This is a genomic window from Rhizobium sp. IBUN, assembly GCF_000510625.1.
GTDB lineage: Bacteria > Pseudomonadota > Alphaproteobacteria > Rhizobiales > Rhizobiaceae > Rhizobium > Rhizobium altiplani.
This window is the reverse complement of record NZ_AZNV01000014.1, coordinates 113,258-137,851: the sequence shown is the minus strand read 5'-3', so window position 1 is coordinate 137,851 and position 24,594 is coordinate 113,258. Positions and strand designations below refer to the sequence as shown.

General features: G+C 60.1%; 31 protein-coding genes. 15 read left to right on the top strand and 16 right to left on the bottom strand.

Going from position 1 to position 24,594, the window contains the following annotated elements:
- The 5 genes from RHIBUN_RS0115245 to RHIBUN_RS0115225 all read left to right on the top strand — a co-directional run.
- On the top strand, positions 1 to 399 hold a 399-nt coding region (locus RHIBUN_RS0115245), incomplete at its 5' end, for an alpha/beta hydrolase (protein ID WP_025660180.1).
- A 161-nt stretch (positions 400 to 560) separates the two neighbouring features.
- Positions 561 to 2,171 carry an arylsulfatase gene (locus RHIBUN_RS0115240; RefSeq protein WP_018116964.1) on the top strand — a complete coding sequence of 537 codons (1,611 nt, stop codon included), beginning with the start codon at positions 561 to 563 and terminating at the stop codon, positions 2,169 to 2,171.
- Between the two features lie 367 nt (positions 2,172 to 2,538).
- A complete protein-coding gene (locus RHIBUN_RS0115235) occupies positions 2,539 to 3,513 on the top strand; it encodes a formylglycine-generating enzyme family protein (RefSeq protein ID WP_025660179.1) in 975 nt (324 codons plus the stop codon).
- Between the two features lie 13 nt (positions 3,514 to 3,526).
- Positions 3,527 to 4,504 (top strand): HAD family hydrolase, encoded by a 978-nt coding sequence (locus RHIBUN_RS0115230; RefSeq protein WP_025660178.1) that lies wholly within the window; start codon positions 3,527 to 3,529, stop codon positions 4,502 to 4,504.
- 68 nt (positions 4,505 to 4,572) lie between these two features.
- The gene (locus RHIBUN_RS0115225) at positions 4,573 to 5,148 is read left to right on the top strand and encodes a DUF1269 domain-containing protein (RefSeq protein WP_025660177.1); all 576 of its coding nucleotides are present in this window, start codon (positions 4,573 to 4,575) and stop codon (positions 5,146 to 5,148) included.
- Positions 5,149 to 5,310: 162 nt separating this feature from the next.
- Here the strand turns inward: RHIBUN_RS0115225 and RHIBUN_RS0115220 are convergent, their stop codons facing one another.
- The 7 genes from RHIBUN_RS0115220 to RHIBUN_RS0115190 form a co-directional block, all read right to left on the bottom strand.
- Positions 5,311 to 7,059, bottom strand: a complete 1,749-nt coding sequence (locus RHIBUN_RS0115220) for a tetratricopeptide repeat protein (protein WP_025660176.1) — start codon at positions 7,057 to 7,059, stop codon at positions 5,311 to 5,313.
- Between the two features lie 129 nt (positions 7,060 to 7,188).
- Positions 7,189 to 7,497 carry a hypothetical protein gene (locus RHIBUN_RS0115215; protein ID WP_037216317.1) on the bottom strand — a complete coding sequence of 103 codons (309 nt, stop codon included), beginning with the start codon at positions 7,495 to 7,497 and terminating at the stop codon, positions 7,189 to 7,191.
- Between the two features lie 185 nt (positions 7,498 to 7,682).
- Positions 7,683 to 8,894: an adenylate/guanylate cyclase domain-containing protein gene (locus tag RHIBUN_RS0115210; protein WP_025660174.1), complete on the bottom strand. Its 1,212-nt coding sequence runs from the start codon at positions 8,892 to 8,894 to the stop codon at positions 7,683 to 7,685.
- A gap of 128 nt (positions 8,895 to 9,022) precedes the next feature.
- Entirely contained in the window at positions 9,023 to 9,889 is an 867-nt protein-coding gene (locus RHIBUN_RS0115205) for an HlyD family secretion protein (RefSeq protein ID WP_025660173.1), read from the bottom strand.
- Positions 9,886 to 10,095 carry a DUF1656 domain-containing protein gene (locus RHIBUN_RS0115200; RefSeq protein ID WP_018116956.1) on the bottom strand — a complete coding sequence of 70 codons (210 nt, stop codon included), beginning with the start codon at positions 10,093 to 10,095 and terminating at the stop codon, positions 9,886 to 9,888. The genes RHIBUN_RS0115205 and RHIBUN_RS0115200 overlap by 4 nt, the downstream gene beginning before the upstream one ends.
- Entirely contained in the window at positions 10,092 to 12,182 is a 2,091-nt protein-coding gene (locus RHIBUN_RS0115195) for an FUSC family protein (RefSeq protein ID WP_025660172.1), read from the bottom strand. Before RHIBUN_RS0115195 ends, RHIBUN_RS0115200 begins: the two co-directional genes overlap by 4 nt.
- Positions 12,172 to 12,639, bottom strand: coding sequence for a MarR family transcriptional regulator (locus RHIBUN_RS0115190; RefSeq protein ID WP_018116954.1), 468 nt, complete (start codon positions 12,637 to 12,639; stop codon positions 12,172 to 12,174). Before RHIBUN_RS0115190 ends, RHIBUN_RS0115195 begins: the two co-directional genes overlap by 11 nt.
- 406 nt (positions 12,640 to 13,045) lie before the next feature.
- On the opposite strand from RHIBUN_RS0115190, the gene RHIBUN_RS0115185 reads away from it, so the two are divergent.
- Positions 13,046 to 13,270: a hypothetical protein gene (locus tag RHIBUN_RS0115185; RefSeq protein WP_025660171.1), complete on the top strand. Its 225-nt coding sequence runs from the start codon at positions 13,046 to 13,048 to the stop codon at positions 13,268 to 13,270.
- Positions 13,271 to 13,340: 70 nt separating this feature from the next.
- Here RHIBUN_RS0115185 and RHIBUN_RS35365 read toward each other — a convergent pair whose 3' ends face one another.
- The 3 genes from RHIBUN_RS35365 to RHIBUN_RS0115170 form a co-directional block, all read right to left on the bottom strand.
- A complete protein-coding gene (locus tag RHIBUN_RS35365) occupies positions 13,341 to 14,183 on the bottom strand; it encodes an aspartyl/asparaginyl beta-hydroxylase domain-containing protein (RefSeq protein ID WP_025660170.1) in 843 nt (280 codons plus the stop codon).
- A gap of 161 nt (positions 14,184 to 14,344) precedes the next feature.
- Positions 14,345 to 14,686: an SMR family transporter gene (locus RHIBUN_RS0115175; RefSeq protein WP_025660169.1), complete on the bottom strand. Its 342-nt coding sequence runs from the start codon at positions 14,684 to 14,686 to the stop codon at positions 14,345 to 14,347.
- Positions 14,687 to 14,698: 12 nt separating this feature from the next.
- Positions 14,699 to 15,259, bottom strand: a complete 561-nt coding sequence (locus tag RHIBUN_RS0115170) for a TetR/AcrR family transcriptional regulator (protein WP_018116950.1) — start codon at positions 15,257 to 15,259, stop codon at positions 14,699 to 14,701.
- Between the two features lie 148 nt (positions 15,260 to 15,407).
- Between RHIBUN_RS0115170 and RHIBUN_RS0115165 the strand changes: the two genes are divergently transcribed.
- Together RHIBUN_RS0115165 and RHIBUN_RS0115160 are read left to right on the top strand one after the other, a co-directional pair.
- Entirely contained in the window at positions 15,408 to 15,803 is a 396-nt protein-coding gene (locus RHIBUN_RS0115165; protein WP_025660168.1) for a group II truncated hemoglobin, read from the top strand.
- Between the two features lie 2 nt (positions 15,804 to 15,805).
- The gene (locus RHIBUN_RS0115160) at positions 15,806 to 16,174 is read left to right on the top strand and encodes a DUF423 domain-containing protein (protein ID WP_025660167.1); all 369 of its coding nucleotides are present in this window, start codon (positions 15,806 to 15,808) and stop codon (positions 16,172 to 16,174) included.
- 4 nt (positions 16,175 to 16,178) lie between these two features.
- Here RHIBUN_RS0115160 and RHIBUN_RS0115155 read toward each other — a convergent pair whose 3' ends face one another.
- The 6 genes from RHIBUN_RS0115155 to RHIBUN_RS0115130 form a co-directional block, all read right to left on the bottom strand.
- Positions 16,179 to 16,547 (bottom strand): VOC family protein, encoded by a 369-nt coding sequence (locus tag RHIBUN_RS0115155; RefSeq protein WP_018858262.1) that lies wholly within the window; start codon positions 16,545 to 16,547, stop codon positions 16,179 to 16,181.
- Between the two features lies 1 nt (position 16,548).
- A complete protein-coding gene (locus tag RHIBUN_RS0115150; RefSeq protein WP_025660166.1) occupies positions 16,549 to 16,863 on the bottom strand; it encodes an antibiotic biosynthesis monooxygenase in 315 nt (104 codons plus the stop codon).
- A gap of 9 nt (positions 16,864 to 16,872) precedes the next feature.
- Positions 16,873 to 17,142 carry a hypothetical protein gene (locus RHIBUN_RS0115145; protein ID WP_025660165.1) on the bottom strand — a complete coding sequence of 90 codons (270 nt, stop codon included), beginning with the start codon at positions 17,140 to 17,142 and terminating at the stop codon, positions 16,873 to 16,875.
- A complete protein-coding gene (locus RHIBUN_RS0115140) occupies positions 17,139 to 17,546 on the bottom strand; it encodes a DUF2325 domain-containing protein (RefSeq protein WP_018116944.1) in 408 nt (135 codons plus the stop codon). Before RHIBUN_RS0115140 ends, RHIBUN_RS0115145 begins: the two co-directional genes overlap by 4 nt.
- 112 nt (positions 17,547 to 17,658) lie before the next feature.
- The gene (locus tag RHIBUN_RS0115135) at positions 17,659 to 18,948 is read right to left on the bottom strand and encodes an energy transducer TonB (RefSeq protein ID WP_025660164.1); all 1,290 of its coding nucleotides are present in this window, start codon (positions 18,946 to 18,948) and stop codon (positions 17,659 to 17,661) included.
- A gap of 59 nt (positions 18,949 to 19,007) precedes the next feature.
- Positions 19,008 to 19,451, bottom strand: a complete 444-nt coding sequence (locus tag RHIBUN_RS0115130; protein ID WP_025660163.1) for a hypothetical protein — start codon at positions 19,449 to 19,451, stop codon at positions 19,008 to 19,010.
- A gap of 141 nt (positions 19,452 to 19,592) precedes the next feature.
- Here RHIBUN_RS0115130 and RHIBUN_RS0115125 point away from each other — a divergent pair, with 141 nt between their 5' ends.
- The 7 genes from RHIBUN_RS0115125 to RHIBUN_RS0115095 all read left to right on the top strand — a co-directional run bounded on the left by RHIBUN_RS0115125 (position 19,593) and on the right by RHIBUN_RS0115095 (position 24,570).
- Positions 19,593 to 19,775: a hemin uptake protein HemP gene (locus RHIBUN_RS0115125; RefSeq protein WP_018116941.1), complete on the top strand. Its 183-nt coding sequence runs from the start codon at positions 19,593 to 19,595 to the stop codon at positions 19,773 to 19,775.
- 9 nt (positions 19,776 to 19,784) lie between these two features.
- The gene (locus RHIBUN_RS0115120) at positions 19,785 to 20,837 is read left to right on the top strand and encodes a hemin-degrading factor (RefSeq protein WP_025660162.1); all 1,053 of its coding nucleotides are present in this window, start codon (positions 19,785 to 19,787) and stop codon (positions 20,835 to 20,837) included.
- Positions 20,838 to 20,851: 14 nt separating this feature from the next.
- Positions 20,852 to 21,742, top strand: coding sequence for a hemin ABC transporter substrate-binding protein (locus RHIBUN_RS0115115; protein WP_245271673.1), 891 nt, complete (start codon positions 20,852 to 20,854; stop codon positions 21,740 to 21,742).
- 2 nt (positions 21,743 to 21,744) lie between these two features.
- Positions 21,745 to 22,857 (top strand): iron ABC transporter permease, encoded by a 1,113-nt coding sequence (locus tag RHIBUN_RS0115110; RefSeq protein WP_018858255.1) that lies wholly within the window; start codon positions 21,745 to 21,747, stop codon positions 22,855 to 22,857.
- A gap of 10 nt (positions 22,858 to 22,867) precedes the next feature.
- Positions 22,868 to 23,674, top strand: coding sequence for a heme ABC transporter ATP-binding protein (locus tag RHIBUN_RS0115105; protein WP_025660160.1), 807 nt, complete (start codon positions 22,868 to 22,870; stop codon positions 23,672 to 23,674).
- 137 nt (positions 23,675 to 23,811) lie between these two features.
- Positions 23,812 to 24,159, top strand: coding sequence for a DUF883 family protein (locus RHIBUN_RS0115100; RefSeq protein WP_018116936.1), 348 nt, complete (start codon positions 23,812 to 23,814; stop codon positions 24,157 to 24,159).
- Between the two features lie 9 nt (positions 24,160 to 24,168).
- Positions 24,169 to 24,570 carry a hypothetical protein gene (locus RHIBUN_RS0115095; protein WP_025660159.1) on the top strand — a complete coding sequence of 134 codons (402 nt, stop codon included), beginning with the start codon at positions 24,169 to 24,171 and terminating at the stop codon, positions 24,568 to 24,570.
- Positions 24,571 to 24,594 lie beyond the last annotated feature (24 nt).

The window sequence follows — 24,594 nt, the reverse complement described above, 5'->3', positions numbered from 1 at the left end:
GTTTCAAGTTTCATCACGGGAAAGGTCTCGCGTTTGGGCGCGATCGATCCGACCGTTGAGCCCTATCGCTCGAAACTCGAAGCCGCCGGCATTACCGCCATCGATCTCACCAAGGTCAAAGGCGAAGGCCTGAACCACGGCAAGTTCGCCGAAAGTCCTGAAATCGTCCAGCTGATTGGCCAGCGGATCGTCACCGGTCAGACGCTGACGGATTCCAACGTCACGCTCGGCCAGGGACTCACCGCTGTCGTCGGCGGAACAGTGACGACCATCGGCAACGTCGCAGCCACGGCTGTCGCCGCGCCGGTCACGGTGCTTGAACAGCCGATGCGGGCCAAGAAGCGCCCTGTCGACGAAACCCTGCAAGGCGATCTCAAGCCGCAACCGTTGACCGAGTAGCAATCAGGCATTCTGTGCGCTGTTACGTCGTGACCCTCGTTTGTTACCGTAACGTACTTACCGACCAACGCTTTTCAGTGGGAATCTACGGCCGAGTTTGGCCTACCCACAATCAGGAGAGCGTAGATGTTGAATCACCTGCATGGACAAGGGAGATCGCAATGAGTGCATCTCTCTCAAAACGGCTTCGGCACGCCGGCGCAGCTTTGGCATTGGCGCTGGCCTCGACATCCCTCAGCTATGGGATCGCCCATGCGCAACAGGCGACGCCGGCTCAAGATACGACCAAACCGAATATACTCGTCATCTTCGGTGACGACATCGGCCAGACAAACATCAGCGCCTATTCGATGGGTGTCGTGGGATACAAGACGCCCAATATTGATCGTATTGCCAAGGAAGGCATGCTGTTCACCGACTATTACGCCGAAAACAGCTGCACTGCCGGCCGCTCGACATTCATTACCGGCCAGGTCTGCCTCCGTACGGGTCTCTGCAAGGTCGGCATTCCCGGAGCAACGGTCGGCTTGCAGGCGCGTGACATTACCATCGCGCAGGCGCTGAAGCCACTCGGCTATGCAACCGGCCAGTTCGGCAAGAACCACCTCGGCGATCGCGACGAGTTCCTGCCAACGCAGCATGGCTTCGACGAGTTCTTCGGCAACCTCTATCACTTGAATGCAGAAGAAGAGCCTGAGCGTCCCTATTATCCAAAGAACGACCAGGCGTTCGTGAAAGCGAATTCGCCGCGCGGCGTCTTGCATTCGTTCGCTGACGGACGGGTCCAAGATACTGGCGCTCTTAATCGCAAGCGTATGGAAACGATCGACGATGAAACGACCGCTGCGGCGATCGATTTCATCCAGCGTCAGGCCAAGGAAGGAAAGCCCTTCTTCACCTGGATGAATACCACGCGCATGCACGCTTTTACCCATGTTCGGGATTCGATGCAGGGGCAAAGCGGCATGCCCGGCAACGAATATGCCGATGGCATGATCGAGCATGACGGCGATGTCGGGAAGCTCCTCAAGGCGTTGGACGATCTCAAGATCGCCGACAATACGATCGTCGTCTACACGACGGACAACGGCCCGAACCAGTGGTCTTGGCCAGATGCGGCGACGACCTCTTTCCGAAGCGAGAAGGATACCAACTGGGAAGGCGCCTTCCGCGTTCCGGCGATGGTTCGTTGGCCCGGCCACATCAAGGCGGGCGAGGTGTCCAATGAGATGATGTCCGGACTTGACTGGTTTCCGACCTTGCTTGCCGCAGCCGGCGATCCTGGCATCAAGGAACAGCTCCTCAATGGCGCAAGCATCAACGGCAATCAGTTCAAGGTCCATCTCGACGGTTACAACCAGCTTCCTTACCTGACAGGACAGCAGCCGAAGTCCGGACGCGAAGATTTCTACTATTTCAACGATGATGGAGAGGTCGTCGCTTATCGCTATGGCAATTGGAAGATCGTGTTCTGTGAACAGAGGGAGCCGGGCGGCTTCGTCGTATGGGCAAACCCCTTCACTTGTTTGCGTGCGCCGAAGGTCTTCAATCTGCGCATGGACCCCTTCGAGCGCGCCGACGTCGTCTCTGACCAGTATTATGACTGGCTGGCGAAGAATGCCTATCTCATCCAGTACGGCGTCTACCGAGTCGCCCCCTTCTTGCAGACGTTCAAGGACTATCCTCCAAGCCAGCGTTCCGCGAGCTTCAGCATCGATCAGATGGTCGACGCCTTGATGCGCTCGCTGGAGAGCCCAGCGTCAGGAAAATAGCAAAGCGGCGGCGGGCGGCTTTGCTTTTCAAGCAGCCGCCGCGCCAGCGATTCACCGGACGGCCAAGCCCCTGGCGACAGCCTTCCGGTGGCGAACTCTCCAGTCAGGTCAGGTGGCAACAAAAGCTGCCGAACGGCCCTGCAGCCACCTGAAGATGCACTCGATTGGCGGCGCGGGCAGCCGCATCGGCCCAACACTGCAACACCCGCCCCCTTCGACGCGCGGAAATCCATTGGCCGAGTTGAATTCATGGCCCACAGCAGCAGATTTACGCCTGATGTAACGTTTTGTGGAAGCCGTGTTACCGTAACGTACTTACGGGTAAGGCAAGACGCGGAATATTAAGGGCAGGCTTTCGGAGGCGACGATGGCACTGGCATTTGACGCAGAACACCGGCCGCAACGTCAGGGCGACGGCAATGGCGACCTAGTCTGGATAGCCGGCCGGACCTTCGTGATGGGGTCCAACGACCATTATCCGGAAGAGGCCCCGGCTCATCCTGTTGCCGTCGATGGCTTCTGGATCGAGGCGACGCCTGTCACGAACCGCAAATTCCAGGAATTCGTCAAGGCGACCGGCCACGTAACATTGGCCGAGAAGGCGCCCGACCCGAAGGACTATCCGGGCGCCCTGCCGAACATGCTTCGGGCCGGATCTCTTGTCTTCACACCGCCCAAATCGGTGAGTGGCGCAGATATCGCTCAGTGGTGGAAATTCAAGTTCGGGGCCAACTGGCGGCGACCCTATGGCGGCCTCAGCGACCTCCGCGGCAAGCTCGATCACCCGGTTGTCCATGTCGCCTACTCCGACGCAAAGGCCTATGCCGAATGGGCCGGAATGGATCTGCCGACAGAGGCCGAGTGGGAACTGGCCGCACGTGGTGGGCTTGACGACACTGAATTTGCCTGGGGCGACGAGCTTATGCCCGGTGGTGTTGCCATGGCCAACACCTGGCAGGGCACCTTCCCGACCCACAGCACGAAGCCTGACGGCAAGGACCGGACGACACCCGTGCGGTCGTTTGCGCCAAACGGTTACGGCGCCTATGACATGATCGGCAATGTCTGGGAGTGGACGCAGGACTATTGGTCGACGCGACATCCGCAGCCTGCGGCAAAGGCGTGCTGCATCCCCGAGAACCCGCGCGGCGGCGGAAAAGAGGCAAGTTACGATCCCAATCAGCCGAACATTCTTATCCCGAGGCGAGTATTGAAGGGCGGCTCGCATCTTTGCGCCCCGAACTACTGCCGGCGCTATCGTCCGGCAGCGCGCCACGCCGAGCCGGAAGACACGTCCACTAGCCACGTCGGCTTTCGCTGCATCAAACGCGTTGCAACATGATCAGGAGTGTCCGATGTCCCCGTCTGTGCGCTTCCTCCTGCTTTTCCTGCTGCTCCCGGTGAGCGCATTCGCGCAGGAGCTTCCCTCCTGGAACGATGGCAAATCGAAGCAGGCAATCGTCGACTTCGTCAAGAAAGTGACAACGCAAGGCGGCGCCGACTACGTGGCGCCCGAGGACCGCATCGCCGTATTCGACAACGACGGCACGCTCTGGACCGAGCAGCCGTTCTACTTCCAACTTGGCTTCATACTGGATCGGGTTAAGACGCTCGCTCCACAGCACCCCGAGTGGAAGGAAAAGGAGCCCTTCAAATCGATTCTGGCCGGTGATCTCAAGGGTATCGCAAAGAGCGGCGAACGAGGCCTCGTCGAGCTTGTGATGGAGACCCACGCCGGTCTGACGACCGACGATTTCCGCAACATCGTCATCGACTGGTTCGCCACGGCGAGACACCCGAAGACCGGCAAGCCTTACAACGAGATGACATTTCTGCCCATGCGCGAGCTGCTGGATTACCTGCGCGCCAATGGCTTCAAGACCTTCATTGTCTCGGGTGGCGGCGTCGAGTTCATGCGCCCGATGACCGAGAAAGCATACGGCATTCCGCCTGAACAAGTCGTCGGAAGCACGATCACGACGCAATACGCGCTCGTCGGCGACATCCCGGTTCTAAACCGCCTTCCGAAAGTCGACTTCGTTGACGATGGCCCCGGCAAGCCGGTGGGCATCAACAGATTCATAGGCAGGCGACCGATCCTTGCCGCAGGCAATTCGGACGGTGACTACGAGATGCTGCGCTGGGTAATGGCTGGCCAGGGACCGCACTTTGCAATGATCATTCATCATACCGACGCAGATCGCGAATACGCCTATGATCGCAAATCGGACTTCGGGAAGCTGGATAAGGCGCTCGACGAGGCGGAGAGCCGCAACTGGCTGCTCGTCGACATGAAAGCCGATTGGAAGAAGATTTACGCGTTTGATCAATAACCTCCCGGCTGGCGTTTTCCAGCCACTCAACCGCTCTGTACCCCGCTATCAAACGAAAGGAACGGACAATGTCGGAACTCGTTGTGATCGGCTTCGATGCCATGGATGAAGCAGATAAGGTGTTGCTGAAACTTCACAACCTGAAGAAGGAATATCTGGTCGACCTCGAGGATGCGGTGGTCGTCGTGAGAGATGAAGCCGGCAAGGTCCATCTCAAGCAGAGCCTCAACCTGGCAGCAATCGGGGCCACATCGGGGCTCTTGTCCGGCTCACTCTGGGGCGCCCTGGTTGGTCTGCTGTTCCTCAATCCGCTCGCAGGCTTTGCGATCGGCGGGCTCGTCGGTGCAGGCACTGGCGCGATCTCCGGTTCGCTTTCCGACTATGGCATCAACGACGAATTCATCAAGTCTCTTGGCGGAACCATACCGAACTCCTCCTCCGCTCTCTTCGTGCTCATACGCAAGGTGCAGCCGGAAAAAGTCCTGGCAGAGTTCCAGGGGCTGCGTGGCCGCGTACTGAAAACCTCGTTGGCGCCGGATCAGGAGGAGAACCTGCGCAAGGCGCTCTCAGGAGGCTCAGACGAAGCGCCCGCCAAGCCAGCCAAACGCCGAACGACTGCTAAAGGGGCAGCCGACCAAAGTTAGACGGCGATCGATACCAGCCACGACTGTAAATCTACATGCAATATCGGCTCCGGGCGAGCCGCGCGCAAATGCGTGGCCCTTGCCGCCCGTCACACGCTGCGAAATACCCGCGCTGAACTCGCTGCGCTGCCGGCGCGAACTCGCTACACGTTGCAGCGCCGGCTAAAAGGCAGTCGCTAGCCCCTCCGCCGTGAAGCGGGCGCCCGCTTTCGTTAGGCCTTCTTCGATGGATGCGGAAAGCAGCGGTTGATAGCGTCGCTGCGCCATTCTCTCGCGGAAGGTCGCCTCGAAATCCGGCGTAAGTTGCCGGAGTTCTGTAAGCCGCTGCGCCGCTTCATCCGACCCGAGTTGCCCGAGTGCGGCAACGCGCAAGACGCTGATCAGGAAATTCCTGTCACTTGCCTGCTCGCCGAGCAGCGAAGCCTCCGACCAATCTGTTCGCCGGTAAGCGTCGAGTGCGAGAACCAGGACCGCATCACGCGGAACGACATCGACTAATCTGCCGGCATCGCGCGCAAGAGAAACGCCCGCATCAAAATAGCCCAGCGCGAACAGTGCAAGACCAAGCTTTGCAGCTACATCGGGGCTGTTGGGATTGAGCGCGAGTGCGCGGTTGCCTGCGGCGATAGCCGCGTCGATCCTTCCACTGTAGAATTGCGACAACATCAGCGCCAGGTGCGCCCGGTCCGAAAGCGGCGACAACGAGACTGCCCGGTTGGCAAGCTCGAGCGCACGCGCAAGCTTGCTGTTGTCGGTGATCTCCGCCTGCCCCGCCGCTAGCAGCATCGCCAGCGCTGCTGTTGCGTCGGCATCGTAGCGGTTTGCCGCAATCGTTCTTTCCAGGCAATCGATCGTAAGTGCGAGACCCGATGCCCGGCCGTCGTCCAACTCGTGTTCGGCCTGAAGGACGCATGCATTGCCAAGCGAGCCCTCAGCCATATCGTGTGCTTCGATATTGTTGATGATCCCGCGTGTAGCAGCAAAGCGGCGCGAGAGTTGCGCGACCAATTCCTCCCGGACCGACGCAACCGTCCTGCCACTGGTATCGACCCTCTCCAGACCGGATTTGAGAAGATCGCCCGTCGCCGTGTCGACGACCTGCCACCAGATACTGCGATCGTCGCCATCACCGTAATATTTCATATCGATTGCGTAGGCGTTCGATCTGGCCGGGCGAAGCACCGAGGCAAGCGGCCTTTCGCGCCGATCGGCTTGCGAAACCGTCAGAGTCTGAAATTGGGTAAGGGCGGTCAGCAACATATCGCGAGTGACAGCGGCCTCGTCACGCAACCCTTCATCCACCGCAGTCAGCGTGACTGTGACTGTAGGCTTGGCCGTTGTCACGGTGCGCGCGCCATAAACGGTGATACCGGTGCCTACGACCACGACCATCAGCAGCGCCAGGGTTGAAGCGAGCCGCAAGGTCGCCCAGGAGCCGGCTTGGACATTCGGCGCAACCGCTGAAACGGGCAACGGGGGAACCAGCTTTACGGGTTCGCCCCAGGTCGTTGCGGGATGCTCTCGATCATCGATGCCTGGGGATGCATCGGTGGACCGCGTGAAAATCGCAATATAGCGCCCCCTCGGCAATTGAACCGTGACCCCGCCATCTTCGCCAAAAGCCTCGTAATACTGGCTGAGCGAGGACCGCAATCGGCTGAGCTCAATGCGAACGATGGGATCGAGTGACGGATCGAAATTGCTTTGTCGGCCAAGCACGTCAATGGCAATAGAATAGGCCTTCACGCCCTCGGCGCGCCCATTGAATTGCTGTTCCGCGATATATTTAAGGATGCTGCGGCTTCTTTCGGTGGCTCTGAACCGCTCGTCGGCGAGCAGACGCTCCAGTTCTGCGCTGGCTTCCGAGCATGAAACGTCATGAGCCCAGCCTTCGTATTCCTTAGCCTTCATTGCCGCCCCGCTACGCAATGCTCAATGCCAAGTAGAACAGATGGGCTTGCCTCGCAGAAAACAAGGGGTTGCAACACAAAACGCTAACAAAACCAAAACGTGACCGACATTGGTGCGAGTTGGTCGGTCCTATTCTAGGCCGCCGCCTCCGCGCTCACGACAGTACTTGATCACGTCTGCCTCGATCTCTGCGCAGACCATTTCATACTCATGGACCATCGCGTGGTTCATGTCGCCGGCACTGCTCCTCAGCCGGTCGAGGGTGGAGCTAGCATCCTCATAGGCCTCGCAGAGGCTGCCAAGAGATTCCGACTTCTCCCCGATCAGTTGAAGCCGCCCGCGGACCGAGGGCAGCTTCAGCATCAAGCGGTGTAACCCTCGCCGCTCGGCATCGGAAGGCGTTCTTGCCCCGTCGTGTTCCTTGCCCATGAAGACCACCCCGGCCTCAGTCGGCTTCGTTTGAACGATCTTAGCGAGCCAGTGGCGTGGCGGAAGTACGCAACGGTAACAGACCCGCGTTAATAGCGGCCGCCAAGCCTTGTTACCTTGGCATTTACGTTGCGTACCGCGTGGAACGCAACAAGAGTGCTGCAAGTTGGGCCTGTTTGGTCACGCGGCCGGGATCAGTTCATGAGCGGCATCAGCGTGAACAGTTCCTGAGCACGATTGACGCCGCGCAAGACATGCTGGCCGATCGAATGCAGGCTGTCCATTTGTGAGGGTGCAACGATTGCCGCAAAACTCGCCGACATCAGCAAGCGGCTCTGCAGCGACCGACAGAGCGAGACAATTCGGCTGACCTCGTTGACGGCAGGTCCGATGACCGTAAAGTCGAGGCGATCTTCACTGCCGATGTTGCCGTAAAAGACCTCGCCGAGATGGAGCCCGAGATAGACGTCAGTCACCGGTCTCCCCTCGATACGGCGCTGCGCATTGAGGTCGAGTAGGCGCCGGTCGAGCAGCGACCGGGCATTCAGCGCCGCCGAACAGGCCTCGTTTGGCCGCCTGCCCTTGAAAATCGCCAACGTGCCGTCGCCCATCAGCTTGAGCACTTCGCCGCCCGCTGCCTGCACCGACGAGATCACTGCATCCGCATAGTCGTTGAGCATCGGAATAATCTCTTCCGGATCGACTGTGTCCGAGATGTGCGTGAAGTTGGCAAGGTCGGAAAACCACAGCGCGGCCGATATGCGGTCGCTTTGACCGCGGGTGATCTTGCCGTGCAGTACCTGGTTGGCCGCATCCTGCCCCAGATAGACCTTGGCAATCGTGCCGGCAACGCCGCTAATCGTCACGCATTTGACGGCCAGCGCCAGGCAGGGAAGCAGATCGCGCAATACCGCGACGTCACGATCGGAGAATCCATCCTTCGCTCGCGTGGCAAAGTGGGAGAAGAAGCAGTCGATGTCTCCGATCGTACCACCATCGCCGAAGCGATGCGCAATGGCGATGAAGTCTGTGAAACCAGCAGCCTTCAGATCGTCCAGCAGGTAGAAATCGGTCGCGTCACCATTGCTCAGGCTTCTGCGGACCTCTACGGACCCCGTCGTCTCCAAATGATGGAATGCGGAGCGGAGCCAGTTGTCGGCGATCGCTCCGGCACCGGAAAAGCCGTATTCCGACACCCGCTCGATCGGCTCTCGGCTGTCCCAGCGGAAAGCTCGGCGTTCATAGACCGGATGCAGAGTGTCCATGACGGCAACGGAACGCTCGACCGGCAGTCCGTTCGCACCACACCGTTCACAGAAGCCGGCGAGCAGGTCCGCTTCGGCCATGCCCTTGAGCCCGCTCTGCATCAGCCAGGTGGTGATTTCTATGACGTGGCGGTCGTCCACGGCTGTCTCCTAGAACCGGGCGTCATTTTGCTTTTCTCAAGCCGAATGGCTTCGTATCCGGTCATCGCGGGACGCCCAGACCGGTGAACTTACAGTTTTGCGAAGGCGGCTCTTGAAGCCGCCTCGGGTCAATTAACGATGGTGACGCTTGCAGTGCGACCGGCGACAAGCGCCGTGTCGTCGGGCAGCGCATCGAGCGCCACGCGTACGGGGACGCGCTGAGCCAGCCGCACCCAAGTGAAAGTCGGAGTTACGTTAGCGAGCTGCGCGCTGGTATCGCTGCGTTCGCGATCCTCTATGCCGCCCGCGACGCCATCGACATGCCCCTTAAGAGGCGTTTTGCTGCCCATTAGATAGACGAGCGCAGGATCGCCGACCTTGATGCGGTCCAGCTTGTTTTCTTCGAAATAGCCGGCGACGTAGTAGGAATCGCTGTCGATCAGGGCGGTAACGGCGGTGCCCGCAGTAACATAATTGCCCGGCTGCATGGAGAAGTTGGTGAGCACGCCGTTGACCGGCGCCCGCACCACGGAACGGTCGAGATTGAGCTGAGCAGTGTCACGGCTGATCACGGCCTGGTTGTAGGCGGCCTCGTCCTGCTGGACTGTGGTCTCAGCCTGCTGGATCTTCTGCCGTGTCACCGAGCTCTCGCCAAGTTTGCGATAGAGCTCGAGGTCGCTTCTCGCCAGGTCGAGTGCCGCCTTGCTGCTTTCCATCTGCGCTTCGGCCTGGCGCAAGGCGAGCGTAAATCGCGCCTGATCGATGCGGAAGATCACGTCGCCCTTGCGAACAGTCTGATTGTCCTTTGCATCGACTTCACTGACGATCCCGGAGACATCGGCGGCTAGGCGTACGACGTCAGCGCGAACTTTGCCGTCGCGGGTCCATGGTTCGTCCATGTAGTAGTCCCACAAATGCCAGCCGAGCACTCCCGCCAAAGCGACCATGACGCCGGTAACCAGGAAGCGACCGGAATGAGCGAGAAGCGATTTCATAGTGACACCTTATTCAAAGATAGCGCGATGGCGCCGAGCAGGCAGAAATACATGGCCGTGTCGAAGAGCGGTCGATGCCAGACCAAACGATAGAAGCCGACATACGCCAGTGCACTCCGCAGGATGGCGTTGAGGAGGTAAGCGGCGAATGCGATCGCGCCGAGCGTTGGGAGAAAGACCCCGTAAATATCGATATCCGGCCTCATGCCGCATGTTCCTTTGCAGTTCCGGCTGTCGCGCCCGTGACAGCCTGAGCGAGGGAGGCTGCATCCGGGTAGAGAGTGTATCTGAGCGCTGTCATCGAGCGGCGCGCGCCCTCGATCGCCGACGACCGGCCGGCCTCAATCAGTGCTGCGAGCGACTGGTCCAGTGTCGTCAGTAGGTTTCCGTCGGGTTGAGCATCCCGGCTCTTCTGCTTCTGCTGATAATAAGCCGCAACGCCCGACAGCACGTTCTCGATCGGCTCGCGCTTGTCGCGCGAGACAAGCTGCTTGTGGCGTTGGAGCTCCAGCGTATTGAGGCCGTTCCGCAAATCCCGCAGGATATCGGTCTGAGCGACGGCGGACTCGGCCGGGATCATCGGCAGGCGCGGGGCAACCAGGCCAAACCGGTCGACCATCCGGTAAAGCAACTTCGTGAAGTCGACGTCCTCAGGGCGACGCGCCGCAGTGACGATATCGGTCCAGCCCGAGCGCAGCAGCCGGTAGGCGGTCCATTCTGCACCGACAGAACGAACAAGAACGGTCGTCCCGCAGGCAATCACCATGCCGATGATCATGGCCGCGTTCGAATTGAGGAAGGAGGCGAGATCCAGGCTCAAGCGATCCTGCAGCGTCAGCATGTTCGGCAGGTTCACGCAGAAGCCCATGCCGTAGAGAGCGAGCGATGGCTTGGTCATCAACAACCCCGCTGGCACCAGGACCAATCCAAGTGCTGCGGCAAGCTCGACATAGGTATGGATCAACGGCATCAGGCCGAACTCGAAAACAAACGCTGCGATCACGGTGACGATCGCCACATTGACGAACTTGATCATCATCGGCGCGGGATCGTCCATCGATGAAAAGATGCAGCAGAGCACGCCTGCCATCATCGCGGCGGCGCTGCCTTGCGGCCAGCCGGTATAGATCCAGAGGGCTGTGGCAATGAACGTCGCCAGCATCACGGATAGGCCGGAGTGAACGGCCATGCCGTAGTCCTTGTGGATCGGCGCGCGATCGAACGACGTGCCGAAGCGGCGCCAACGAAGATCGTGATGCGATCCGGATTGGATATCCTCGCGCAGACTGAGACAGTCGCCCCAGATCTGCACCAGATCGCGGATGCGTGCGGTGAAGTTGTGAGCAAGAAGCCCATTCCACTCCTGTTGCTCGCGTCCCTCCTCCTCAGCCTTCGCTATCAGGGCAAGGAGGTGCTGGCGCTTATCCTCGGCAAGAGGCGCACCGTTTTCGAGCAACGCGCTGACTTCGGTTACGAGTGCAGTGATGGCGGGTGTGAATTTGCCCGCCGTCGCCTTGTCGAGCGCGTGCAGCACGTCAGCCAACCCTGAAACGACAGGCAGCATCGCAACCATGCGCTGCTGCAGCATTCGGGTGCGACCGACCATATCGCGCAGTGCCGAAGTGTCGTAGGCCACGTGAGTGGTAAAGCTGTGGAGGTCGACTGCGTCGGCAGCCAGCCGTCGGGCTGCCGCCAGAAGCGAAGGATCGCGTCCCCTGCCCTCCAGCGTGCCAATGGCGAGCTCGGCGCCGTCTCGCAGCCAGGCATTGATGCGCGCGGCCAGAACCGGCCCTGCATGCCGGGGAAAGATGATACGATTGACAACCGCCGCACAGATGATGCCGAGCGCGATTTCCTCGACGCGGGCAGTTGCATAGGTAAAGGCCGTGTCCGGATTTGCGACGATCGGGAATCCGGTGAGAGCGGTCGTGTAGCCCGCCAGCATGAAGCTGTAGCTCCGTGGCGTCCGGTCGAGCAGACTGACGCCGAGGCAAAAGGCCATCCACAGCGCAATCGCAAGCGTCAGCATTTCAGGCGAATTGACGAGGTTGGGGATCAGGATCACCGTGACCGTACCGCCGAGTGCGGTGCCAATCAGTCGGTAGAGCGCCTTCGACGTACTCGCCCCGGACAGCGGATGGGCCACGATGTAAACCGTGCCGACCGCCCAGTATGGGTTTGGCAGGTCGAAGCAAAGCGCAAGGCCAAGCGCCAGCATTGCGGCGGCGAAGGTCTTGATGGAAAAAACGACGTCTCCCAGACTGGGATCGGTCGCGTTCTTGCTACTCGTCATTTTCCTGTATTCCGGATAGGGCCGCGGTTTTCGCCGCGATGGCGCGCAGGACTTCCAGGGCGGCCCCAACCTGTTCAGGATCGAGGTCGCCAAGGATCTGTGCTCGCAGCTCCGCCGCACAGCTTTCGGCGCGCTCGGCGACCGCTGTGCCTCCTCCGGTGAGTTGCACCAGCTTGATGCGACGGTCCGCCTCATCGGGGACCCGGCGGATCAAGCCGTCATTTTCCAAACTATCAAGAACCCGCACGAGCGTCGGCCCTTCCACACCGACCCGTTCGGCCAGAACACCCTGTGGGATCCGGTCGCCATGCCGAAGCAGCGCAATCAACGGCGCCGCGCTGGCATCGGATAGATTGTGCTCGGTCAGAATGGCGTTCAAAGCGCGACGCCACCCGCGCCCGCAGATCATAAGCAATGGTGCGAACTCGGCCCAGGTTTGTGTCTGATTCGTTGTCATGGAAATTAGATAACATCCTATCGATTAGAATTCAATGATATTGTTGGACGCATGACGATGGTGGTTAGCGGATCGTTTTTTTGCCCAGCAATTGCGGGACTTTCTGTTCGACACTGCTGGCGACCAATCATAATTTGCCGCGACGCCGACATTGCATGCCCGGAGGCTAGGCAAGGTAGCTCACACGGAAATGTCATTTGCGAGCTAGGCTCGCTCGCTGAGGAGCAAACTTCATTCGGCATTCTTGGCGAAATCGGCACATATTAGCAGCGTCGGAAGTGCCATATTAGCGCATGCGAAGCCGCCGTTTTTCTTTTTGACGCAACCGCACTGCACTTAACCTTACCGGCTAACCACTCCATTAGCATCCCCTTGAAAACGCAGGGGATTGTGGCACGTCGCAGCCATGACAAACATCCGCACTCCGAAATATAGCGCCGACGATATGGGACGCTCGCGGGAATGCGAAGCTGTCTGCAATATGGCAATCACCGAAGTTGTCCGTCGCGCGGTCGCGGCGGGATGGCGGGAAGAGGAAATTGCTCTTCATCTCGCGGACGCCGCAGAAGACTACGTGATGTATCTGGCCATAAGCGCGCAGCGCCGATTGATGGCAGCCAACAACAATTGAACGAAGCTTGGCACCGCAGCAAAGCCTGCGCAATTCTACGGCTCAATTGATCGGCGATGCAGGCGAAAGGTTAGTTCTGCGGCGTGTTTCTGAAGGCTTCCGCTTCCGCGTAGAACTTCTTTTCCCATGCCTTGTGATTGTCCAACCCCTCACGAATGAAGGGCGTGAAAACGGCAAGGTTCATCAGCGTCCAGTTCACAAAGCGCGCCGGGAACTTCAACGGCTTCACGAAATCGATAAAGAGCACCACGCGCGTCTCGTCGGTATGGTTCCACGCCTCATGCTCGTAGGCGTCGTCGAAGATCAGCGCCTTTCCTTCCTGCCAACGGCAGATCTGATCCTTGACCCGGATGGCAAGCTTGTCGGCAGGCTCCGGTACGATCATCCCGAGATGCAGGCGAAGCACGCCATTGTAAGGTCCGCGATGAGCCGGCAGATGCTTTCCGGGCTCGAAGATCGAGAACATGGCGGTTTTCAATCCCGGGATCTTCTGCACCGCCTCCCAGGTTTGCGGGCATGCCCTGATATTCTGTTCCGACTTCACGCCAAACCCGACAAGGAAGAAGGTCTTCCAGCCACTATCGCTTGAGATCGTCTTCACATCAGTCGAGATGTCCTGGAATGACGGCAGTTCACTCTGCCGCATGAGCACGCGGTCCAGCTCGGACCGTATCTCCGGCCACGCCTTCTCAACCTCGGCGACCCAAGGGAATGTCGCGTTATCATAGACCGGCGGGTTGCCGAGCCTGGCATATTTGAAGTTCAGCTTTTCCGCCCACGCGACGATACCCATGAAGAAGCGCGTAATTGCGCTTGGTCGACCCATCGGCGTGATGCCGACAGTGTTAAGGGATTGGTCCCTGGACTGGGTAGGTTTGCCGGAAAGACCTGAATCGGTGGTGCGGTCGGTCATGAGTGGTCCAATGCGTGGAACAAGCGGCCCAAAGCTCAAAGAAATATGGAAAGGACCGCATGTTTCGCAAGATCGCGCAGGATGAGGTCAAATGTCGCGACGACATATAGGGGACCCGCGGCGCAGGACATTTACCCGCATCTGCCCGCCTTCGGGCAAGATCAATGCGAGATGGACTTCGAGAAGAGGTTGACCACCAGCACGCCGGTGATAATCAGCCCGAGCCCTATGATCGCCGGCGCATCCAGCCGCTGCTTGAAATAGACGAGGCCGACCCCGGATATCAGCACGATGCCGAGCGCGCTCCAGATCGCATAGGCGATCCCGACGGGGATGATCTTCAAGGTCATAGACAGGCAATAGAATGCTGTCGCGTAGCAGACGACCACCACGAGCGTCGGTCCTACGCGGGTGAACTGCTGCGACAACTGCAGCGCCGTCGTGCCGATGACCTCGAGCGCGATCGCAGCAAAGAGCAGCGCATAGACGGCAGCTGGAGCCATGGTGGACCTACCCTACTTGTTGGTCAATTCGACGAGACGGGAGATGAGCGCCTGGCGGTCGCCGCCGCTGTCATGACTGCCGAGCATGTCGGCAAGCCAGAGCCCATCGGCAGCAAATCGAACGATCTGCGCATCGACGGACGAATCCGTGCCGACATATTCCTCCGTCCGCTCCTGCACCCACTCGCGCCAGCGCTGCCGAAGCCTTGGCTCGGCGAGCAGCGCCATGGTGACCTGAGCCCAATGGGCGGCCTCGTCGGGCTTATCCCTAAGATCGGCTACGGCATGCAGATAGGCCCGGCTGAAGCGGCCATGCGGGGTAGGGTCTTCGCGCATACGCTCGTCAATATCGGCGTCGAAGCGATCCAGGAGACTTTCGAAAAGGGCGTCCAGCAACGCGTTCTTCGTCGGGAAATGGTGCAGTAGCCCACCCTTGCTGACGCCTGATGCGCCGGATACGGCATCCAGTGTCAGTGCGGCCATGCCCTGCTCCATCGTGAGGCGAGCGGCCACGTCCAGCAGCTGCTGGCGCACGACAAGGGGCTGTTTGCGGCGATGATGAGCGAGTGACATGCCAACAGAAGATACCGTCCAGACGGTTTTGTCAAGCCAACCCATATTCGACTGTCTGTGCGGATGGCGAATTGCCGCGTGCTGATCCAAGCGGTTGCAGTCCCGCTCCCCGCAGTGCATTAAGAGTCCGATTTCGAGGAATGGAACCGTGACGGAAAATGTCATTACGCTTTATGAGGCGATTGGCGGCGACGAGGCCGTCCGCGCCCTGTGTCGCCGCTTCTATGAGCTGATGGATACGCTGCCGGAGGCACAGCACGTTCGCGCCGTCCATCCGCCGACGCTGGAAGGCAGCGAGGAGAAATTCTACGAATACCTGACTGGATATTTCGGCGGCCCGCCGCTCTACACCGACAAGCGCGGTCACCCACGCCTCAGGAGCCGGCATTTCGTTGCCGAGATCGGTCCGGTGGAACGCGACGAGTGGCTTCATTGCTTCCGTCGCGCGCTCAAGGAAACCATCGCCAATCCGAAGCTGCGCGAGATCATCCTGCCCCCCATCGAACGCCTCGCATATCACATGCAGAACAAGGAACACGGATGACCATGACGCTGAACGCGCGTATTGCGCCGCTGTTTTATCTGCTTGCCGGCTTGTTCGGTTTTGCCGGCGTGGCGCTGGCCGCGGCCGCAGCGCATGGCGGCGGCGACGCGCATCTTCTCGCTTCGGCTTCGGCAATGTGCCTGGCGCACGCCCCCACCCTGTTCGCCCTCGCGATCGGCGCCGAAAAACTTAAGACGGCGTGGCTTGCAGGCATACTGATAGGGGTCGGCACGCTTCTGTTTGCCGGGGATCTCGTTGTTTTGCGCTACGCTGGCTCCGGCCTGTTTCCGCTGGCGGCCCCCTCCGGCGGATTTGCCATGATGTTCGGCTGGCTGGCGATCGCCGTGGGCGCTTTCATTCGCCGAGGCTGATCGATCAGCTGACGGGGATGCGCCCAAACCGCAGCAGGTTGCCATGCGGGTCATGGATATAGAACTCTTCCATGCCCCACGGCCGTCGCTCAAGTGCGGTCAGACGCGCCACCCGCTTCTCCTGATACTCCGCATGGAGCGCAGCGATCCGACGGCCACGCAGATAGACGGACGTCGCTTCGCATAACGCCCGGTCGCGCGCCAGCCAGAAATGCAACTCCATCTCGTTCCGGCGGAGGATCAGATAGTCCGGAGATTGGTGGATGATCCGGTCGAAGCCGAGCTGGTCGCGATAAAAGGCCAGCGTTTCATCGAGATCAAGCGATGGCAAGACCGGCAGGACTTCGACACGATCCGGATCCTGTTCGGTCATTTCAGATGCCAGCAACCACGGTGAAGCCTTCAAAAACCGGAGGCCCCTTATACATTGCCTTGCGTTCACCAGCGTTGCGGTGCGCGGCGCGGAAGTTTTCGGACTTCGTCCAGTTCAGGAAGTCGTCCTCGCTTTGCCAGAGCGTGTGCGAGGAAAACAGCGTGTAGTCCTCTTCCGCATTCGTCTTGCCCCGCAGCAGCCGGAATTCAACAAAGCCAGGAACCTGCGAGAGGCTGGAATCGCGGTCGCGCCATACATTCTCGAAGTCTGCCTCGGATCCAATCGCAACCTTGAAGCGGTTCATTGCAATATACATGGGTGATCCCTACGCTTTGCTTTTCGCAGCGACGCGCGAAGGCGCGAAGGCTACAACATTATTGCCGTTTGCGGCCTCCAGACCAAGCGGCTTTTCAGGCTGTTGGCCAGGCAACCGTGCCTCCCAGAGGGGAAACTCCGATACGTTGGGATAGTCCCTGCGCCGCTCGGCATTCCGGAGTAGCAGTTCGTAAAGCTCCGGCACAAGGCCGTCGCCTCTTTGGGCGGCGATCTTGTGCAGGCCGATCATCATGACCCCACCGGGGCGTTCTTCATTCATCGGGAATTGTCTCGTTCGTTCATTGTCTGCAACGCACGTTCCAGACTGGACTTGCTGCCGTTTCGAAGCGGGATGAAGGCCTTGCCGAACTTCTTGCAGCCGGTCTTCACGCGCAGGCAGGCATCGTGGCTGATACAGTCGATCGGGCAAAAGACGCAGTCGACCGAGGGAAGTACGGTGTCGATGCGGGAGACCGCCTCGCGCAAACCGCCGTCGTGATGGATCAGCTCTGCCCCGAAATCGCTTGCGATCTGGCGAAGATGCGCCACCTGGCAGTCCCGTCCGCCGACATACAGGAAACTGCGTCCATCAAGTTTGGACCGCCCCGACGTTTCCTGAACCGTCTGAGCATCAGCGTTAACGCGGATCTCGCGGTTGGAACCCTTCTTCGTCTTTCGAGCCATTGCCCACCCGTTCGCTCGTTGATCGTCACACGATTCCTGCGTGTGCCGGGGGACCTTATTAAACTTGATTTTTAGAGTAAAGTATAAAGTTGATTATAGAAGTCATATTTTATCAATGGCCCGTCACCTGGACGTCCTGGCTGAACGACCAGACCGGCTTGCCCCACTCGACAGGGAGCGGAGGGAACGGAGCAGCGCGGCGGATGCCCTCGACAACAGCCTGATCCAGCTCCGGAATACCGGAGCTGCGCGCGATCGAAAGACCGCTCAGATCGCCGCTGGCGCCGATTGTCAGGCGAACGCGAACGCTCATGGATGTGCTCATGCGCTTGTACTCCGACGGCACCCTGACCGAGCGACGAATCCGGGATTGTACCTTGCCGGGATAATTGGCGACGGCCGCGCTCCCCGCACCGCCACTGCTGCCAGCCCCACGCGAATTCTGGTTCGATGTTGCCGTCTCGGTCCCGTCGGCGGACCCTCTCTTGGAATCCTGCTCGTTTTCACCGCCGGATCCTGCGGATGGTTGAGCCTTCTTCGGCGGCTCCTTCTTCTCGATCGGCTTCTTGACGGGCTTTTCCGCTTTCAGCTTGCGCTCCGGTGTTGGTTTATCCGGCTCGGGAGCGACCGCCGCCGTTTCCACCGGCTGAACCGGCTTGATCTCTTCCGGCGCCGCTTGAGCAACCGGAGGCGTTTCCGCAGGCACCTCGAGCGGCACTTCGGTCGCCATCGGCTGCACGAAGGACGTCTCGGCCGATGAGAGCGAAGTCAAAACCTCCGGTTCCGCGGCAACGATGTTCTCCGGTGAAACGCGCGTAACCTCTTGTGTAGGCGCAACGGTTACCGGCTCGGTGGTCACCGTTTCCGTCGGCGTCGCCGCCGTCGGCTGGACCGTCTGAGTCTGCGCGGTCTCGGCTACGATCTGCTCGGGCTGCTGCTCCTCAGCCTTCTCGCCCGCCGCCGCTTGGTCCGCTTCCGAATCGCCAAGGATAATGACGCTCACGACTTCGCCGGCCTCTTCGACCGGATCGTGCGGTGTGACCACAAATCCGACCACCAGCATCGCGATGACGGCCGCATGGCAGGCAAAGGAACTGAGGCAAGCCATCACCACATTGCGCTGAGGTGGTTTCGCGTTCTCTTCCCTTTCGGCGCTCGCCTCCAGCGACGGCGCGGTTGCGACGGTGCTGCTCGCACTCTGCGGAGCCTGCGGGAAGGATTCGATCAACGCCAGGCGCGCGTAGTGTATGGAAGCTTCGGCGGCTGGCTGGCGTGGCACATTGCGAAGATCGGACAATTCATGCCCGGGATGCATGCCGGGATTGTTGTCGTTCATTCCGCCGTCAGCGACCGGTTCCTCGACAAGAATGACTCTCGATTTGGATTTTGCTGAAACTGCCATTTGTGCCTGCCTCGGCCAGTTGAAACAGAAAACCGTCGGCTGTCATGCCGGCGAACCACTCAACCCTCGAAGGGAACGGAAACCTGTGAACGAGTGACAAGGCCCTTCATGCACTCTCCCGAGGCCGGCCCGTCGCAGACTGGCGCGTCGTTGATCAGCAAGCGCGTCACGCTCTCGCAGTTGACGTTCGGCATGTCGAACTGGCGCACACGCTTCTTGCCTTGCGGCAGATCGCGGAAGTCCAGCACGGTAACCCGGTCGACCGCGTTCTTGTCGTTGAAGAAAGCAAGCTCGAAGGAGATTTTGCTGATTGGCGCGGCAAGATTGTTGAGCGCAACGAAGGTCATCATGCAGCCCTTCTGTGATGGCGCCAGACCGTTCAACTCGACCTCAAGGCCCTTGGCCGGCGACGCTGCAGCAGCGTCCTGAGCAAAAACCTGCGATGCGCTCGCAACCACGATCAGACCGCTCGTCAAAAGCGCTGCAACCTTGCTCACTGCCATTCCTTCCATCAATAAACTCTAAAACTTGACTTCTAAACTCCGCTATTGCGTCATTAAAAAATGATGACTATGAAAGTCAAGATAATTATGGATTTTCCGGGCGTTTGGACGCCGCGGATCGAGCGGAAATAGCCGACCGAAATGATGGTTGAGAAGCCAGATAGCTTTAGTCACGCGTCGCCGCAGCGCGAACCAACGGCAGAAATGCGCGTTCTGGAAAGTGCGGACATTTTTCGCGGAGCGACCGAGATCATGATCCGTCACGACGGCGTGGTCTACCGCATGAAAATCACCCGTCAGGGCAAACTCATTCTCAACAAGTAGGGCTAGGACATGACTGAAACCACGAAACCGGCTCCTGCCGACATACGCGCATTTCGCGCGGAGAATCCGAAGATGCGCGAGCGCGATATCGCCGCACAGCTTCAGATTTCGGAAGCTGCTCTCGTTGCGGCCGAAGTCGGCATCACCGCAACCCGCATCGACGGCAGCGCCGTGAAGCTCCTGGAGCGGGTCGCTGAACTCGGCGAAGTCATGGCCCTTTCCCGTAACCAAAGCGCCGTTCACGAAAAGATCGGCGTTTACGAGAACATCACCGCCGGGCCGCACGCCTCGATCGTGCTCGGGGAAAACATCGACCTGCGCATTTTTCCAAACCGCTGGGCGCATGCTTTTGCCGTCTCCAAGAAGGACGGCGACCAGGAGCGACTCAGCCTGCAGTATTTCGACAAGGCAGGCAACGCGGTTCACAAGATCCATCTTCGCCCGGACTCGAATGTCGAAGCCTATCGCGCCATCGTCGGGGATCTGACGCTCGACGATCAGTCGCAAGAATTCAACGCTGATCCGACGCCCTCATCGATGGATGAGAGCGGCGAGGTCACCCGCGATGAACTGCGGGAGCACTGGAGAAAGCTCACCGACACGCACGAGTTCTTCGGCATGCTGCGCAAGCTGAAGATCGGCCGCCGAGCCGCCGTTCGCACCGTCGGCGACGACTACGCGTGGCAACTCGACAACACGGCAACGGCGGAGATGATGCACGCTTCGGTCAAGGCCGGTCTGCCGGTCATGTGCTTCGTGGCAAACAACGGCATCGTGCAGATCCATTCCGGCCCGATCTTCAACGTGCAGCCGATGGGTCCGTGGATCAATATCTTCGACCCGACCTTCCACCTGCATCTTCGGCAGGATCACATCGCCGAGACCTGGGCGGTACGCAAGCCGACAAAGGACGGCCATGTAACCTCGCTCGAGGCCTACAATGCCGAGGGCGAAATGATCATCCAGTTCTTCGGCAAGCGCAAGGAAGGCACCGATGAGCGCGACGATTGGCGCTCAATCATGGAAAACCTGCCGCCCGCAGGAACCAGCGTCGCGGCATGAGCAAGGGGATAACGATGCGTAAGGCACCACGCAGCAAGCGGCTTCGGGCGATGGCGTTTTCAGCCACGGTTATTGGGCTGTCGCTGGCTCCGGTCTCGAATGCCCCGGCCGCTGAAAAACTGAATACGACGCGCCTTGTGTCCGTTGGCGGCGATGTCACCGAGATCATCTACGCGCTCGGTGAGCAGGACCGGTTGATCGCGCGCGACACGACCAGCCTGTATCCCGAAGCGGCAACAAAGCTGCCCGACGTAGGCTACATGCGCGCGCTATCGCCGGAGGGCATCCTCGCCATGAACCCGACGGCGATCATCGCCATCGAGGGATCCGGGCCACCGGAAGCGCTGAACGTGCTCAAGAGCGCGAGCGTCCCCTTCGAGACCGTGCCTAACGCCTATACCCGCGAAGGCATCCTCGCCAAGATCGACCGGGTCGGCGATCTCCTCGGCCAGCCCGACAAGGCAAAGGCGCTAGAGGAAAAGGTGGGTGCGGATCTTGACGTGGCAATCGCCGACGCCGCCAAGCGCCCCGAAGGCGAGCGGAAGCGCATCCTCTTCATTCTGAGTATGCAAGGAGGAAAGATCATGGCCTCCGGAACCGGCACGGCAGCCGATGGCATCATCAAGCTGTCCGGTTCCGTCAATGCCGTCGGCAATTTCCCGGGCTACAAGCCGCTAACCGACGAGGCGATCGTGGAAGCCAAGCCTGACGTCATCTTGATGATGAACCGCGGCGACGGGTCAGCCACCAAGGATGAAGATCTTCTGAAGCAGCCCGCGCTGGCCCTGACACCCGCGGCGCAAAACAAGGCAATCATTCGCATGGACGGCCTCCACCTGCTCGGGTTCGGCCCGCGCACCGCGAGCGCCGTCCGTGAGTTGAACGCAGCGATCTACGGAAGCTGATAATGGCTCTGCAGGACGCCATCGGACAGAAGCGCTCCATGTTTTCGCTGACAGGTCTGCGGGAGCTTCAAAGGGCGGGTGATCGCAGTCGCCTCGCGCTGCTGGCAATCGTTCTGCTTGCCGTCGGGTCCGTCCTGTCCCTGTTATTCTCAGTGACAACGGGTGCTTCCAACGCCTCGTTCCTCGACGTCATCGCCAACATGGCCGGCTCGGACGATGCGCTGAACGCCAGAGACCGGATCATCATCTTCGATATCCGAATGCCCCGCGCGATCCTGGGTTTCCTGGTGGGCGGCTCGCTTGCCGTCTCGGGCGCCATCATGCAGGGCTTGTTCCGCAATCCCCTTGCGGATCCCGGGCTCGTCGGCGTGTCCTCCGGCGCGAGCCTCGGTGCCGTGGTGATCATCGTGCTCGCCAGCACCTTTGCCGCGCCGCTTTACACGCTGCTCGGCATCTACGCGCTGCCGATCGCAGCCTTCTGCGGCGGACTTGCCAGCACGTGGCTGCTCTACCGGATCGCAACCGGGAACGGCCAGACCTCAGTTGCCACGATGCTGCTTGCCGGCATCGCGCTCGGCTCGCTGGCCGGCGCGCTCACTGGCCTCCTGATCTACATGGCCAACGATCAGCAACTCCGCGACCTCACCTTCTGGGGGATGGGATCGCTTGCCGGGGCGACATGGGCAAAGATCGCCGCCGCCGGCCCGATCATTCTTCTCTCCTTTGCGGCGATACCCTTCATGGCCCCTGGCCTGAATGCCATCACTCTCGGTGAGGCTACAGCCTTTCACATGGGCGTCCCTGTTCAGCGGCTGAAGAACATCGCCATCGTCACCGTCGCCGGGGCGACGGGTGCTTCGGTCGCAGTCAGCGGCGGCATCGGCTTCGTCGGCATCGTCGTTCCGCATGTTCTGCGCATGTCGATCGGCCCCGATCACCGCTTCCTGCTGCCAGCTTCGGCGCTTCTCGGCGGCTCGCTGCTGATTTTTGCCGATGTTCTTGCCAGGACGATCGTCGCGCCGGCCGAACTGCCGATCGGCATCATTACGGCCGCCGTCGGCGGCCCTTTCTTCCTTTGGATTCTGTTGCGGCATCGCGCACGCCTTGCCCTTTGAGTATTGAGCAATGATTGAGGTATCCGGCGTTTCCGTGCGCCTTTCCGGCAAGGCCATTGTTAGTCAGGTCGGCTTCTCCGCCGAGGCAGGCCAGTTGACCGCGATTGCCGGTCCGAACGGCTCGGGCAAGACAACGACGATGAAAGCGGTCTCCGGCGAACTCCCCTACTCCGGCTCCATTCGTCTCAATGGTCAGGAAGTGAACGCGCTGCAGCCGTGGCGGCTGGCGACGATGCGGGCGGTGCTGCCGCAGGCAAGCTCGATCTCTTTTCCCTTCACGGTGCGCGAAGTGGTGCGGATGGGCCTGACCACCGGCGTCAATCGCAATCCTGAGAAAGCCGAGCAGACCGCGGCGAATGCACTGGCCTCCGTCGACCTGGGGGGCTTCGAAGGCCGCTTCTATCAGGAACTTTCGGGTGGCGAGCAGCAGCGCGTTCAACTCGCCCGCGTGCTCTGCCAGATCGCCGAGCCGGTCGTCGACGGCAAGCCCTGCTGGCTTCTGCTCGACGAGCCGGTATCCAGCCTCGACATCAGCCACCAGCTGACGATCATGACTCTGGCGCGCAATTTCTGCGAGGCCGGTGGCGGCGTCATCGCCGTCATGCACGACCTCAACCTGACCGCGCTTTTCGCCGACCGGATCATTCTCATGAAATCCGGCCAACTGGCTGCAAGCGGTAGCGTCCGCGATGTGCTGACCGACGAGACAATGGAATCTGTCTTCGGCTGTGCCCTGCGGATCAATCAGGTTCCGGCCGACGGTACGCCCTTCGTGCTTGCGCACAGTGCGATCCAAACCGGATACAATCCAGCGTAGCGGAACTTTTGCAGGGTGACCGCGTTAAGCAATTGATGATGTGGGTCATTGCCGGGCGATAATCTTCATGCAAACTTCGGCAGCGGCCCTGTGTTGAATCAGGCCGCTAAGAGCGCGCCTCACCGATGGAGAAAATCGTGGCCTCTTCGCTCCTCCACCCCATTCGTAGCCGGCGCAATGGCGGCACGCTTCACAACATCGAATCCACCATCGAAGAACAGATCGAGTCTCTTCGTGAAGAGATCGCAGCACTGACGAAGATTGCCGGAAAGCAGTCACGAAAGTCGAGCGATCGCATGCGCTATCAGGCAGCCGCCAGCTACGACGATCTTCTCTCTCGCAGCGAAGACCTGATGCATGAATTGCAGGAAAGCTACCTTCGCGGCGCCAACGAAGTGCGCAATACCGTGCGCCGTCACCCAATCGCCACCGTCGGGGCGGCAGCAGCCTTTGGGCTCGTCCTCGCCCTTCTTGCCCGCCGTTAAGGAGGCTAAATGCTCTTCCCGCTCCTCAGCCTATTGGTAGGCACGAGTGTTCACCGGACCGTTGCGCGGACGAAGCGCAACGGTATTTTCGTTGCCATTGCCGGCGTGCTCTTGTTGACCGCTTATACGCTCGCGGTCGTCGCCGGTGCCATCTGGCTCTCAGGCATCTACGGTCCGATCGGCGCAGCGCTGTTCCTGGCAGCCGCAGCCCTGCTGGTGGCGATCGTCGTTCTCGTCATCATGATGGTGATCAACGCCCAGGAGGCGCGCCGTGCCAAAGAACGCAAGCAGGCATTGGAATCGCTTGCAGCGGTCGGCATTGGTCTTGTCCGAGCTCAGCCCTTGTTGACGGCTGGCGTTCTTGCAGCAATCGTGGCGGCCAACCTCATCGGTTCCAAGCGCGACGACTGACCTCTCAATTTTCGCGTAGCTCAA